The organism is Pseudomonas sp. TH08 (genome assembly GCF_016651275.1).
Taxonomy (GTDB): Bacteria; Pseudomonadota; Gammaproteobacteria; order Pseudomonadales; family Pseudomonadaceae; genus Aquipseudomonas.
Genome location: NZ_JAEKEE010000001.1, coordinates 1,824,824 through 1,838,845 on the forward strand (window position 1 = coordinate 1,824,824; position 14,022 = coordinate 1,838,845).

Annotated in this window: 11 protein-coding genes; all 11 read left to right on the forward strand. The window is 60.2% G+C overall.

Going from position 1 to position 14,022, the window contains the following annotated elements; all coding sequences use genetic code 11:
- Positions 1 to 199 precede the first annotated feature (199 nt).
- The 11 genes from glnE (at position 200) to JFT91_RS08480 (ending at position 13,980) form a co-directional block, all read left to right on the forward strand.
- Positions 200 to 3,139 (forward strand): bifunctional [glutamate--ammonia ligase]-adenylyl-L-tyrosine phosphorylase/[glutamate--ammonia-ligase] adenylyltransferase, encoded by a 2,940-nt coding sequence (gene glnE, locus JFT91_RS08430; RefSeq protein ID WP_201232082.1) that lies wholly within the window; start codon positions 200 to 202, stop codon positions 3,137 to 3,139.
- A 464-nt stretch (positions 3,140 to 3,603) separates the two neighbouring features.
- On the forward strand, positions 3,604 to 4,638 hold the full coding sequence (gene waaF / locus JFT91_RS08435; RefSeq protein WP_201232083.1) for a lipopolysaccharide heptosyltransferase II: 1,035 nt from the start codon (positions 3,604 to 3,606) through the stop codon (positions 4,636 to 4,638).
- A 1-nt stretch (position 4,639) separates the two neighbouring features.
- Positions 4,640 to 5,701: a lipopolysaccharide heptosyltransferase I gene (gene waaC / locus JFT91_RS08440; protein ID WP_064117144.1), complete on the forward strand. Its 1,062-nt coding sequence runs from the start codon at positions 4,640 to 4,642 to the stop codon at positions 5,699 to 5,701.
- Positions 5,701 to 6,822, forward strand: a complete 1,122-nt coding sequence (locus JFT91_RS08445) for a glycosyltransferase family 4 protein (RefSeq protein WP_201232084.1) — start codon at positions 5,701 to 5,703, stop codon at positions 6,820 to 6,822. Before waaC ends, JFT91_RS08445 begins: the two co-directional genes overlap by 1 nt.
- A complete protein-coding gene (gene rfaP, locus JFT91_RS08450) occupies positions 6,822 to 7,628 on the forward strand; it encodes a lipopolysaccharide core heptose(I) kinase RfaP (protein ID WP_201232085.1) in 807 nt (268 codons plus the stop codon). Before JFT91_RS08445 ends, rfaP begins: the two co-directional genes overlap by 1 nt.
- A complete protein-coding gene (locus JFT91_RS08455; protein WP_201148766.1) occupies positions 7,628 to 8,362 on the forward strand; it encodes a lipopolysaccharide kinase InaA family protein in 735 nt (244 codons plus the stop codon). Before rfaP ends, JFT91_RS08455 begins: the two co-directional genes overlap by 1 nt.
- Positions 8,359 to 9,111 carry a lipopolysaccharide kinase InaA family protein gene (locus JFT91_RS08460; protein ID WP_201232086.1) on the forward strand — a complete coding sequence of 251 codons (753 nt, stop codon included), beginning with the start codon at positions 8,359 to 8,361 and terminating at the stop codon, positions 9,109 to 9,111. The genes JFT91_RS08455 and JFT91_RS08460 overlap by 4 nt, the downstream gene beginning before the upstream one ends.
- Positions 9,111 to 10,562: a lipopolysaccharide kinase InaA family protein gene (locus JFT91_RS08465; protein ID WP_201232087.1), complete on the forward strand. Its 1,452-nt coding sequence runs from the start codon at positions 9,111 to 9,113 to the stop codon at positions 10,560 to 10,562. The genes JFT91_RS08460 and JFT91_RS08465 overlap by 1 nt, the downstream gene beginning before the upstream one ends.
- A gap of 254 nt (positions 10,563 to 10,816) precedes the next feature.
- Positions 10,817 to 11,152 (forward strand): YceK/YidQ family lipoprotein, encoded by a 336-nt coding sequence (locus JFT91_RS08470; RefSeq protein ID WP_201232254.1) that lies wholly within the window; start codon positions 10,817 to 10,819, stop codon positions 11,150 to 11,152.
- A 172-nt stretch (positions 11,153 to 11,324) separates the two neighbouring features.
- Positions 11,325 to 13,079, forward strand: coding sequence for a carbamoyltransferase C-terminal domain-containing protein (locus JFT91_RS08475; protein ID WP_201232088.1), 1,755 nt, complete (start codon positions 11,325 to 11,327; stop codon positions 13,077 to 13,079).
- Positions 13,072 to 13,980, forward strand: coding sequence for a glycosyltransferase family 2 protein (locus tag JFT91_RS08480; protein ID WP_201232089.1), 909 nt, complete (start codon positions 13,072 to 13,074; stop codon positions 13,978 to 13,980). The genes JFT91_RS08475 and JFT91_RS08480 overlap by 8 nt, the downstream gene beginning before the upstream one ends.
- The last annotated feature ends 42 nt before the right edge of the window (positions 13,981 to 14,022 follow it).

Below are 14,022 nucleotides of genomic sequence, written 5' to 3' on the forward strand. Positions count from 1 at the left end.
GGCTTGTGGCCTCCGGCCGCGTTGTGAGAATAATCGTTAAGGTTGGTCTTTTGCCATCCGAAAAAGGTGAAAGTTTGATGTTCACTGCCAAAGAAAAAGAATTTTCAGCTATTTCTAACTTTTGTTCGACAGTCCATCGCGTAGCGGGTTTTCACCATTCACTACAAGCGGCCATTTACACGCCGATCAAGGATAGACCATGACCCTGCCCGTGCTTGCCGAACTGCCTGCCATTCTCCTGCCGTTGGTCACTCGTTCCGAGCAGTCGTTCCGTACGGCTGTCGCCTCGCTTGAAGACGATCACGGCTTCGCGACCTGGACGCCAGAACGCTGGGCGCAATTCGCTCGCGTCAGTGCCGCCAGCGAGTTTGTCATTGAACAGAGCGTTCGTGACCCTTTGATGTTGCTGTCGCTGGTGCAGTCCGGCGAGCTCGATCGCCCGTATGCCGCTGGTGAGCTGTGCGCGCAGATTGCAGCTGCGGTGAATGCCGCACAGAGCGAAGATGAGCTCGGTCGTGTCCTGCGCCGCCAACGTGCGCGCCATCAGGTGCGGATCATCTGGCGTGACCTGAACCGCCAGGCCGATCTGGTGCAGACCTGCCGCGACCTCTCGGACATGGCTGACGCGACCATCGACCAGGCCTATCAATGGTTGTACAGCCGCCATTGTCAGCAGTTCGGCACGCCGACCGGCCGCCGTAGCGGTCTGCCGCAGCAGATGGTCATCCTCGGCATGGGCAAGCTCGGTGCGGTGGAGTTGAACCTGTCTTCGGACATCGACCTGATTTTCGCCTACCCCGAGGGCGGTGAAACCGTCGGCGTGAAACGCGCGCTGGATAACCAGGAATTTTTTATCCGCCTCGGCCAGCGCCTCATTAAGGCGCTGGACCCGATGACGGTCGATGGCTTCGTGTTCCGCGTCGACATGCGCTTGCGCCCGTACGGTTCGTCCGGCGCGCTGGTACTGAGCTTCAATGCGCTGGAGCAGTATTACCAGGATCAGGGCCGCGACTGGGAACGTTACGCGATGATCAAGGCGCGTGTGGTCGCGGGCGATCAAGTGGCCGGCGCGCAGTTGCTCGACATGCTGCGCCCGTTCGTTTATCGGCGTTACCTGGACTTCTCGGCGATCGAAGCGCTGCGCACGATGAAGCAGTTGATCCAGCAGGAAGTGCGGCGCAAGGGCATGGCCGACAATATAAAGTTGGGCTCCGGCGGGATCCGTGAGGTCGAGTTTATTGCTCAGGCCTTCCAGCTGATCCACGGTGGCCGCGACTTGAGTCTGCAGCAGCGGCCTCTATTAAAAGTATTGAGCACGCTGGAGGGCCAGGGTTATCTGCCGCCGGCGGTGATCAGTGAGCTGCGCGAAGGCTACGAATTCTTGCGGTACACCGAGCACGCGATTCAGGCGATTGCCGACCGCCAGACCCAGATGCTGCCGGACGGCGCGCAGGATCAGGCGCGTATTGCGTTCATGCTCGGTTTCGCCGACTGGGAGGCGTTCCACGAAAAACTGATGTTCTGGCGCGGTCGCGTCGCTTGGCATTTTGCCCAGGTGATCGCTGACCCCGACGAGGACGAAGGCACCGAAAGCGAAGTGGTGGTCGGTGGTGAATGGCTGCCGCTGTGGGAAGAGGAACAGGACGAGGAGGCGGCGTGCCGTCAGCTGGAGGAGGGCGGTTTTGCCGATGCGAGCAAAGCCCTGCGAGCGCTCGCCGGTTTGCGCGGCAGCCCGCAGTTGCGGGCGATGCAGCGGCTGGGGCGTGAGCGTCTCGATGCGTTTATTCCGCGTCTGTTGGCGCAGGCGGTCGAGCATGCCAACCCTGATCTGGTGCTTGAACGGGTGCTGCCGCTGGTTGAAGCGGTTGCCCGGCGTTCGGCTTATTTAGTGTTGCTGACGGAAAACCCCGGCGCGTTGCGCCGCTTGCTTACCCTGTGCGCGGCGAGTCCGTGGATTGCCGAGCAGATCACCCGCTTCCCGCTACTGCTCGACGAGTTGCTTAACGAAGGCCGGCTGTTCAAGCCGCCGCTGGCGCCCGAGTTGGCTGCCGAATTGCGCGAGCGACTGACGCGGATTCCCGAAGAAGACCTTGAACAACAAATGGAGGCTCTGCGCCATTTCAAGCTGGCGCATCGCTTGCGCGTTGCCGCCTCGGAAATCGCCGGCAGCCTGCCATTGATGAAAGTCAGCGATTATCTGACCTGGCTGGCTGAGGCGATTCTCGAACAAGTGCTGGCCTTGGCCTGGCGTCAGACGGTCGCCAAGTACGGCACGCCGTTGCGTACCGACGGGACGTTGTGCGATCCCGGCTTCATCATTGTCGGTTACGGGAAAGTCGGTGGTCTGGAACTGGGGCATGGTTCCGATCTGGATCTGGTATTCATCCATGACGGTGATCCACAGGCAGAAACCGACGGGGCGAAGCCGATCGATGGCGCGCAATTCTTCACCCGGCTTGGCCAGCGGATCATTCACTTGCTGACGGCGCAAACCAACTCGGGCCAGTTATATGAAGTGGATATGCGCTTGCGGCCGTCCGGTGCCTCGGGGCTGCTGGTGAGCTCGCTGGGCGCGTTTGCCCGCTATCAAGAAAATGAAGCATGGACGTGGGAGCATCAGGCCCTGGTGCGGGCACGGGTACTGGTTGGCAGTCAGGATGTCGGTCGGGCGTTCGAAGGCGTCCGCGCGCAGGTATTGGGCAAAGCACGGGAGCTGGCTACGCTGCAGCAGGAAGTCAGCGAGATGCGCGCGAAGATGCGCGATAACCTCGGCACCAAGAGCACTGCGGCCGGAACCGCGGCAAATGCCTTCGACGCCACGGCACCGTTCGACCTCAAGCAGGACGCCGGAGGTATCGTCGATATTGAATTTATGGTGCAATACGCGGCTCTGGCGTGGTCGCAAAGCCACCCGCCATTGCTGCGCTGGACCGATAACATCCGCATTCTGGAAGAGCTGGAACACGAAGGGCTGATGCCTGCCGAAGACGCCAGCCTGTTGCGCGAGGCCTATAAAGCCTACCGCTCCGCCGCTCACCGGCAGGCCTTGCAGAAGGACGCCGGAGTGATTGCAGGCGACCAGTTTGTCGAAGAACGCCGGCAGGTGTTGCGGATCTGGAAAGAGATGGGGCTAAGCTGAAACACGCCAATGAAGGCAGTGAGATTCAAAAGGTGGGAGCGAGCCTGCTCGCGAATGCGGAGTGTCAGTCAACATCAATGTTGAATGTGTCGGCCCCTTCGCGGGCAAGCCCGCTCCCACAGTGATCTGCGGTGAAATGCAGATGTTGGAACGGATGCAAAACCCTGTGGGAGCTGGCTTGCCAGCGATAGCGGAGTATCAGGCGACATTGATTTTGGATGTGCCGGCCCCATCGCGAGCAGGCTCGCTCCCACAGTGATCTGCGCTGAAATGCAGATGTTGGAACGGATGCAAAACCCTGTGGGAGCTGGCTTGCCAGCGATAGCGGAGTATCAGGCGACAATAATGTTGAATGTGAAGACCCCATCGCGAGCAGGCTCGCTCCCACAGTAGATCTACAGTGTTTGTAGAATTCTCGAGGCGGGGAGGCGTAAATGCCTCCCCGGTTCGTTTTTGGAAACCACATGAATATTCTGATCGTTGGGCCCAGTTGGGTCGGTGACATGGTGATGGCGCAGACACTGTTTCAGTGTCTCAAACAGCGCCACCCGCAATGCGAAATCGACGTGCTGGCCCCCGAGTGGAGCCGGCCGATCCTTGAGCGCATGCCCGAAGTGCGCAAGGCCTTGAGCTTTCCGCTCGGTCACGGCGCGCTGGAATTGGCGACACGCCGACGCATCGGTAAATCCCTGGCCGGCCAGTACGATCAGGCGATCCTGCTGCCCAACTCGCTGAAGTCGGCACTGGTGCCGTTCTTTGCCGGCATCAAGAAGCGCACCGGCTGGCGCGGCGAATTCCGCTACGGCCTGCTCAACGACGTGCGCACGCTCGACAAAGAGCGCTATCCGCTGATGATCGAGCGCTTCATGGCGCTGGCTTACGAGCCAAACGCCGAGTTGCCGAAACCCTATCCGCGCTCAAGCCTGCAAATCGATCCGGTCACCCGCGAAGCGGCGCTGGCCAAGTTCGGCCTGGCCCTCGACCGCCCGGTGTTGGCCCTGTGCCCAGGCGCCGAGTTCGGCGAATCCAAGCGCTGGCCGTCCGAGCATTACGCCAAAGTCGCCGAAGCACGCATTCGCGAAGGCTGGCAGGTGTGGCTGTTCGGCTCCAAAAACGATCATGCGGTGGGCGAAGACATCCGTGCGCGCCTGATCCCGGGCCTGCGTGAAGAGTCCGTCAACCTCAGCGGCGACACCTCATTGGCCGAAGCCATTGACCTGCTGTCCTGCGCTGATTCGGTAGTGTCCAACGATTCTGGGTTGATGCACGTCGCGGCCGCGCTTAACCGCCCATTGGTGGCAGTTTACGGCTCAACATCGCCGGGCTTCACGCCGCCGTTGGCCGAACACGTCGAAATCGTCCGTCTGGGCCTCGATTGCAGCCCGTGCTTCGACCGAACCTGCCGCTTCGGCCATTACAACTGCCTGCGCCAGCTGATGCCGGACGCGGTCAACGATGCCTTGCAGAAATTGCAGGGCTCCGTGGTCGAGGTTCATTAAGTTGCGGGTACTGCTGATCAAGACTTCATCGCTGGGCGACGTGATTCATGCGTTGCCAGCGTTGACCGACGCCGCCAGGGCCATCCCCGGGATCAAGTTCGACTGGGTCGTGGAAGAAGGCTTCGCCGAGATTCCGACCTGGCACCCGGCCGTCGGCAAGGTGATTCCGGTGGCGATCCGCCGCTGGCGCAAAAACCTCTGGAAGACCATTACCAGCGGCGAGTGGAAACGCTTCAAACAAAGCGTGCGCGCGAACAAATACGACTTGGTGATCGACGCCCAGGGCCTGCTGAAAAGCGCCTGGCTGACCCGTTACGTCAAAGCCCCGGTGGCCGGCCTCGACAAGGGCTCGGCCCGCGAGCCGATGGCGGCGCGATTCTACGACCGTAAACTGGCCGTGGCCCGTGGTCAGCACGCCGTCGAGCGGGTGCGGCAGTTGTTCGCCATCGCCCTCGGTTACGACCTGCCAAAAGGCCTCGGCGATTACGGCCTCAACGTCGAACGCCTGGTCGAGTTGCCACGCAAAAACGCATTCGTAGTGTTCCTCCACGGCACCACGTGGGACACCAAACACTGGCCGGAAAGTTACTGGCGTGAACTGACCGAACGCGTCGGTTACCTCGGCGTCGGCGTCAAACTGCCGTGGGGCAATCCGCAGGAAAAGGCCCGCGCCGAACGCATCGCCGCCGGTTTCAAACACGCCGAAGTTCTGCCAAAACTCAATCTGGCCGGCGTCGGTAAAGTCCTTGCCGGCGCGCAAGCCTGCGTCGCGGTGGACACCGGTCTCGGCCATTTGGCTGCGGCGCTGGACGTGCCGACCATTTCGCTGTTTGGTCCGACCAACCCGGGCCTGACCGGCGCTTACGGCAAATTGCAGATTCACCTGGCCAGCGACTTCCCGTGCGCGCCGTGCCTGCAAAAGAAATGTACCTATCAACCGACCGCGCAGGATGCCCGTCAGTTTGACCTGAAGCGTGAGCAGCCTCTGTGCTTCACGCGTCTGAACCCCGAGCGTGTCGCCAGCCGACTGAGCACGTTGTTAATGGCTGAGGAGCTGCGCTGATGCAATTGGCATTCGTCCTGTACAAATATTTCCCGTTTGGTGGCTTGCAGCGCGACTTCATGCGCATCGCCCTCGAATGTCAGAAGCGCGGCCATCAGATCCGTGTCTACACGCTGATCTGGGAAGGCGATGTGCCGCCCGGTTTTGAAGTGCTGGTGGCGCCGGTCAAGGCGTTCTTCAATCATCGTCGCAATGAAAAACTCAGCGCGTGGATGGAGGCGGACCTGGCGAAGCGCCCGGTCGATCGTCTGATTGGTTTCAACAAGATGCCGGGGCTCGACGTCTATTACGCCGCCGACGGCTGCTTCGAAGACAAGGCGCAAAACCTGCGCCATTCGCTGTACCGCCGCTGGGGCCGTTATCGCCACTTCGCCGAGTACGAGCGCGCGGTGTTCGCCAAAGATGCGAAGACCGAAGTGCTGATGATTTCCGAAGTGCAGCAACCGCTGTTCATCAAGCATTACGACACGCCGATCGAGCGCTTCCATCTGCTGCCGCCGGGCATTGCCCAGGATCGTCGTCGCCCGGCAGATGCCGACGAAATCCGCGCCGCTTTCCGCGCCGAATTCAACCTCAAGGACGACGAACTGCTGCTGGTGCAGATCGGCTCCGGGTTCAAGACCAAAGGTGTTGATCGCAGCCTCAAGGCACTGGCCGCATTGCCCGCCGAGCTGAAGAAACGCACCCGGCTGTTTGTAATCGGCCAGGATGACCCCAAATTATTCCAGATGCAGAGCGCCACATTGGGCTTGGGCGATAACGTGACGTTCCTTAAAGGACGCAGCGATATCCCGCGTTTCCTGCTCGGTGCCGATCTGTTGATCCACCCGGCGTACAACGAAAACACCGGTACCGTATTGCTTGAAGCGCTGGTCGCTGGCTTGCCGGTGCTGGTCAGCGCGGTCTGCGGTTACGCCCATTACATTGCCGAGGCGGATGCCGGGCGAGTGCTGGACGAGCCGTTCGATCAGGCGCAGCTGACGCAATTCCTGACGGACATGTTGCATGACGACGCTGCACGCGCGGCGTGGAGCCGCAATGGTCTGGCGTTCGCCGAGACGGCCGACCTCTACAGCATGCCGCAGCACGCGGCCGATGTGATTCTGGCGGAGCACGCTTAATGAAGTTGATGCTGGCTGAACCGTTCAAAAGCCTTTGGGCCGGACGCGACCCGTTCGCCGAAGTCGAAGGCTTGCAGGGCGAGGTTTACCGCGAGCTGGAAGCTCGCCGCACGCTACGCACGGAAGTCGACGGCAACGGATTTTTCGTGAAGATTCACCGTGGCATCGGCTGGGGCGAAATCTTCAAGAACCTGCTGACTGCCAAGCTGCCGGTACTCGGTGCGGGTCAGGAGTGGAAGGCCATCCAGCGTTTGCAGGAAGTCGGTGTGCCGACCATGACCGCTGTCGCGTACGGCGAAAAGGGCAGCAACCCGGCGGATCAGCACTCGTTCATCGTCACCGAAGAGCTGGCGCCGACCGTCAGCCTCGAAGACTTCAGCATCGACTGGCTCAAGCAGCCGCCCGAGCCGACACTCAAGCGTGCGCTGATCGCCGAAGTCGCACGCATGACCGGCATGATGCACCGCGCCGGGGTCAATCACCGCGACTGCTACATCTGTCACTTCCTGCTGCACACCGACAAACCGGTGACGGCGGAAGATTTCAAACTGTCGGTGATCGACCTGCACCGCGCTCAGACCCGCGCGAAAATCACTCAGCGCTGGCGCAATAAGGATTTGGCCGCGCTGTACTTTTCGGCGCTGGACATCGGCCTGACCCGCCGCGACAAGCTGCGCTTCCTCAAGGGCTATTTCCAGCAACCGCTACGGCAGATTCTGGCTGAAGAAGCGCCGTTGCTGAACTGGCTGGAAGGCAAGGCCAACAAGCTCTACGCGCGTAAACAGCGCTACGGAGATGCGCTCTGATGGCGGGTTGGACGCTTGAACCTGAATACAGTGATCTCGCCGAAGACTTTGGCAGCCTCGAAGCGGTATTTGCCTTGCAAGGCGAACGCCTGACCCGCGATCCGCTGTCCGAAGTCGTTCGCGTCGAGCGCAGCGGCATCAACTATTACGTCAAACGCTACGTCGGCGCCGGTAAAGGCTTGCGCCGTTACCTCGGCAAGCCGCGCGTGAAGATGGAGTGGCAGAACCTCAAGCGCTTCGCCAAGTGGGGCATTCCCACTGCCGAAGTGGTGGCCTGGGGGCTGGAGCGCCGTGGCGCGGCGTACGATCGTGGCGCGATGATCACCCGCGAATTGCCGCGCACCGAAGACCTCTCGGCGCTGGCCGAGCGCAACGATCCGAAGCTCAAGGACCGCGCCTGGGTCGATGGTGTCAGCCGTCAATTGGCCGGTTACACCCGAACCATGCACGACCACCGCTTTACCCATAACGATCTGAAGTGGCGCAACCTGCTGATCGACGATCAGGCGCGACTGTTTCTGATCGATTGCCCGAATGGCGATTTCTGGCGCGGCTTCTGGCTCAAATACCGCATCACCAAGGATCTGGCCTGCCTCGACAAGGTGGCCAAATATCACCTGTCGAACACCCAGCGCCTGCGCTTCTATCTGCAATACCGTGGGCGTGATCGCCTGAATGCCGCTGACAAGAAGCGCATTCGCCACGTGGTGAGATTTTTCGAGGGACGCGAATGACTGATTTTCTGGCCGCCGAAGACCGTGCGCTACTTGAGCGCAATGGCCTCGGCACCTTCGACGCCCTGTGGGCCAAGCAGCTTGAAGCGGTGGACGAACCGAACACCGACGGCGGCGGCTGGAGCAGCGTGTTTCGCCTGGAGCTGGAAGGCCACGCCTACTACCTCAAGCGCCAGAGCAACTACTTGACCCGCACCTTGCACGCGCCGTTCGGCGAGCCGAGTTTTGCCCGTGAGTTTCGCAACATCAGCCGCTACAACAAGCTCGGTATTCCGGCGCTGCAAGCGGCGTTTTTCGGGCAGCGCAAGGTCAACGGCGAGGTCCGCGCAATCTTGCTGACCCGCGCCCTCGATGGCTGGGACGATCTCGATTCGTTATTGCAGCGTTGGTCTGAACTGACCACTGTGCAGCAATCGGCGATTCTCAAGGCTTGCGGACAACTGGCGCGCCGTCTGCACGGCTTGCGTCAGGTGCACGGCTGTTTTTATCCCAAGCACATCTTTTTGCAGGCTGACGGCAGCGGTTATCAGGCGCAGTTGATCGATCTGGAAAAAACCCGGCCCTTGCTGTTCGGCCTGCGTGATCGGGTCAAGGATCTGGAGCCTTTGCTGCGCCGCGCCCCTGAATGGAGCGAGGCGCAGTTGCGTGAATTGCTGGCGGCGTATGTTGATCAGCCGAGTGACAGCTCACTGGTCGACAGTTGGGTCACTCGTCTGACCGCACGACGCAGTCGCAAGGAGACGCGCTGATGCGGTTGTCCGACCTGAAAAACGCCGGGCGTACGCCGAGCCTGCCAATGACGATCTCGCTGGCCGATGCCGCAGGCCCGGCGGATTTGCAGTTGCTGACGCTGTTACGCGTGTTGCCCGGCCAGCGCTATGTCGGTGCCGGCGTCTGGCGTGGGCGTCCGGTGCTGGCCAAGCTGCTGGTCGGCAGCAAGGCTGCGCGGCATTTCCAGCGCGAACTGGACGGCGTGAAATTGCTCGCCGCTCAACACTTGACCACGCCGCTGCTGTTGGCGGATGGCTTGAAAGAGGGCGAGGGCGGCTGGCTGCTGTTCGAATTCCTCGAAGGCGCGGAAAGTCTTGGCGATGCGTGGCAACAGGTCGAGTCGTTGCCCGTACTCGCCGATGATCAATCGGCGGTATTGGCCGAGGCGCTCGGCGCCATCGCTCAACTGCATGGCAAAGGCTTGTGGCAGGCAGATCTGCACCTCGACAATCTGCTGCGTCACGGCGGTCATTTGTACTTGATCGACGGCGCCGGAATCTGTGTGGAAACCGCCGGCCAGCCGTTGTCGCGGCAGAAAGTGCTGGAAAACCTAGGGGTATTTTTTGCCCAGTTGCCCAAGTCGCTGGAACCGTTCACCGAAGAGTTGCTGGTGTATTACCTGCTGAGCAACGCCGAGCACGCGCTGCCGCTGGAAGCCTTGCAGAAGCAGATCGACAAAGTGCGCGCCTGGCGCCTGCGCGATTACCTGATCAAGGTTGGCCGCGAGTGCACGCTGTTTGCGGTACAGCGCGGTGCGTTCGCTTTGCGCGCTATTCGTCGCGAGGAAGAAGCGGCGATGGTGCCGGTGCTGGAACAGGCCGATGCGCTGCTCGATCAGGGGCACTTGTACAAGACCGGCGGCGCGGCGAGCGTTGGCAAGGTTGACGTGGCCGGGCGCACGCTGGTGATTAAGCGCTACAACATCAAGAACTTTGCGCATTGGCTCAAGCGCTTCTGGCGCCCGAGCCGCGCGTGGCATTCGTGGCGCGAAGGCAATCGTCTGGCGTTCCTCGGCATCGCCACGCCGAAACCGCTGGCCGTGCTGGAAAAACGTTTCCTGTGGCTGCGCAGCCGCGCTTACCTGGTCACTGAGTTTCTACCGGGGCCGGACATCATCGAGCGCTTTGCACCGTACGTTGAAAGCGGCGCCGCGCCGGAATCCGAGTTGCAGGCGCTGGATCAGCTGTTCGCGCGCTTGATCGCCGAGCGCATCAGCCATGGTGATTTCAAGGGCCATAACCTCTTTTGGCAGGACGATCGCTGGGCGCTGATCGACCTCGACTCGATGTGCCAACACGGCTCCCTCGGCAGCTTCGCCCCGGCCTACGCCCGGGATCGCGCGCGGTTCATGCGCAACTGGCCAGAAAACAGCGCGCTGTATCAAGTGATTGATCAGCGTTTGCCGAAAGACATCTCCAGCGCTGCCTGAACTCTTCAGCCCCTCTGTAGGAGCTGTCGAGTGAAACGAGGCTGCGATCTTTTGATTCTGTTTTTCGAGATCAAAAGATCGCAGCGTGCCGCAGCTTCTACATGGATGCTGTGCGGCATTTAGCGATGAGAACTCCCTGCCTTGTAAATAGAGGACAAGATCCACTGAATTGTCCTACAGCTTCATCAGAAGCCATGAACTGTGCCCGCTTCAGTCCCGGTGCTAGTTTGCCTGACGACAATGGAGGGCAACTTTTGATGATCAAAAAGGCTGTGATGCTGGGCGTTTTTTCATGGGGTTTATCAGGCTGTGGCAGTGTCCTGACTGTGTTGCAGGATGATGCCGATGTCGCCCGGGACATGCGCAAGCAAAAAACCTACTGCCAATCCATTCCGCGTGTTTACAGCGGTCTGGCCTACGACTTCTGCGTACTGAACGCACCGCCAGATCCCAGTGGATTCCTGGTGCCGTTCGTCTTGCTTGATCTGCCATTGTCAGGTGTGGCCGACACGATTGTGCTGCCCTATTCGATTTATCGTCAGGCGACTGACGGCAATCTCGGTATTTACTGGCGCAAGAGCGGTTATTGAACCCGCAGGCAAGGTTTATCGGATCCATTCGCCCTGGGGCAATTCGCACAGGGTAATTCCCATCACGTTTACGCTATAATCCCGCCCTTTAGCTGTCTCTCGCCCGGTGCGAGGGCACATCAATTTTCAAGGCGCATCGCGCCTGCATGCAGACTAAAGAGGCTAGACCCCTGTGGCATTGACGATTCTTGGCCTGTCCGGCGCCCTTAGCCATGATCCTTCAGCAGCCTTGTACATCGACGGCAAGTTGGTGGCAGCTGCTGAAGAAGAGCGCTTCGTACGCGATAAGCATGCAAAGAACCGCATGCCCTACGAGTCGGCGAAATTCTGCCTTGAGCAGGCTGGCATCAAGCCGTCCGACGTTGACGTAGTAGCCATTCCGTTCGCGCCGATCAGCCTGTTCGGTGAGGCTCGCTGGCACTACGCCAAGCGCTACTGGTACGCACCGGATCGCGCCCTCGATGCGATCCTGATGGGCAACCGTCGCTACAAGCGCTATCGCAACAAGATCGTCTGGTGCCTTGAACAACTGGGTTTTGATCCGAAAAAGATCAAGATCGAGCCGGTTGAGCACCATCTGGCTCACGCCTCCAGCGCCTATCACTGCTCCGGTTTCAAAGAGAAAACCGCGATCCTCGGCATCGACGGCAAGGGTGAGTACGCCACCACCTTCTTCGGTTATGGCGAAAACGGCAAGATCCACAAGATCAAGGAATTCTTCGATCCGGACTCCCTCGGCGGCCTCTACGGCGCGATCACCGAGTTCCTCGGTTTCGAGATGCTCGACGGTGAGTTCAAGGTCATGGGCATGGCGCCATATGGCGACGCCAGCAAATACGACTTCTCGCGTCTGGCCTCGTTCGAGAACGGCGAGTTGGTGATCAACACCGACTACGCCAACGTGATCGGCCTGCGTCGCTACAAAGAAAAAGGCAAAGGTTTCTACTTCTCGCCGAAGCTGATCGAATGGCTGGGCCCGAAACGCGAAGGCGACATCGCTGACGAACCGTACATCCACTACGCCGCGAGCATGCAAGCGCTGTTCGAGAAGATCTCGCTGCAGATGATCGACCACTATCTGGGCGACATCCTCAAGGAAACCGGCAAGCTCGCGTTCGCCGGCGGCTGTGCGTTGAACGTCAAGCTGAACCAGAAGATCATCGCCCGCGATGACGTCAAAGAGCTGTTCGTGCAGCCGGCGTCCGGCGATGCCGGCACCGCTGTTGGCGCCGCCGCGTACGTGTCGCACGCCCGTGGTGTACCGGTCGAGAAGATGGAACACGTCTACCTCGGCCCGTCGTACAGCAACGAAGACGTGATCGCCGCGTGCGCCCGTCACGAGAACAAGCCGACATGGCGCAAGCTCGACAACATGCCTGAGCAGATCGCCAAGATCATGGTCGATGGCAACCCGGTGGCCTGGTTCCAGGGCCGCATGGAGTTCGGCCCGCGTGCCTTGGGCGGTCGCTCGATCATCGGTTGCCCGAGCATTCCCGGCGTTGCTGACCGCATCAACCATCAGATCAAGTTCCGCGAGCGCTGGAGGCCTTTCTGCCCGTCGATGCTCGACACCGTTGCGCCACAGATGATCAAGATCGATCACCCGGCGCCGTTCATGACCTTCACTTTCGAAGTGGCGGACGAGTGGAAAACCCGCGTGCCGGAAGTCGTCCACGAAGACGGTACCTCGCGTGCCCAAGTGCTCAAGCGCGAATACAACCCGCGCTACTACGACATGATGAAGGCGCTGGAAGTGCTGACCGGCAACGGCGTGTCGCTGAACACCTCGCTCAACCGTCGTGGCGAACCGATGATCTGCTCGCCGACCGACGCGCTGAACATGTTCTTTGGCTCCGATCTGCAGTACCTGATCATGGAAGACATTCTGGTGGTCAAAGAGGGTGTAAAAGGATACGGACTTGACTGAAACACTGATCAGCGTCGTGATTCCCGCTTACAACTATGCGCGAACCTTGCCTCGTGCAGTGGAGTCGGTATTGGCGCAGCTGGATGATGCGACGGCAGATCTTTTGGTCATCGACGATGGGTCGACGGACGAAACGCCCGAGGTAGTAGAGAAACTTCTGCTCAAGCACGGCGGGCGTTTTCGTGCATTGCGCAAAAGCAATGGCGGGCTGTCTTCAGTTCGAAATTGGGGGCTTGAAGAGACGACGGGGCAGTACCTGATATTTCTCGATTCCGATGACGAAATGGCCCCCGGTGCTTTGGCTGCGTTGTCGCAACACATTGCCAGCAATCCTCAGAGCCTGATGGTCATCGGTGCGCACTGGTCAGTGTTCGCTGACGGCAGACGCAGCTTGCAGGCAGCCAAGCCGTTGCATTCGACTCCCCGTCAGCGTTTGCAGGGTTATCTGCTGGACAAGACCGTATCGATTTCCAATGGTGCCTGCGCGATGCATCGCGATGTATTCGCTGCGGGTAATTACCCGGAACATCTACGCAACGTCGAAGACCTGCCGGTGTTTGCCCAGGTGCTGGCGCGTTTCCCTTGCACCGTTCTCGATCAGCCTCTGGCATTGATCTACAAGCATGCCGACAGCATGCGCCACGATTTGCGCCAAAGTCTTGCTGCGGGCACGGAGCAGGTCGTCAGCGAAGTGTTTTCCAGTCGGCGCATGCCGGCAGAGATGCAGGATTTGCGTCAGGCATTTCTGGCGCAGCGCTGCCTGTCGCTGTTTCGCGATTGCTATTCCCACGGCGAATACGCGTTGGCTAAAGGCTTTTATTTTCAGGCGTTGCGTGCAGACTGGCGCACGTTTTCGCGCTGGTCTTACACTCGCAAGGCTTTGCGGTTGTTGTTTCGGTAAGCGGTTCGCGAAAGCATGCGCGTACCACGTAACGGGTGTCAT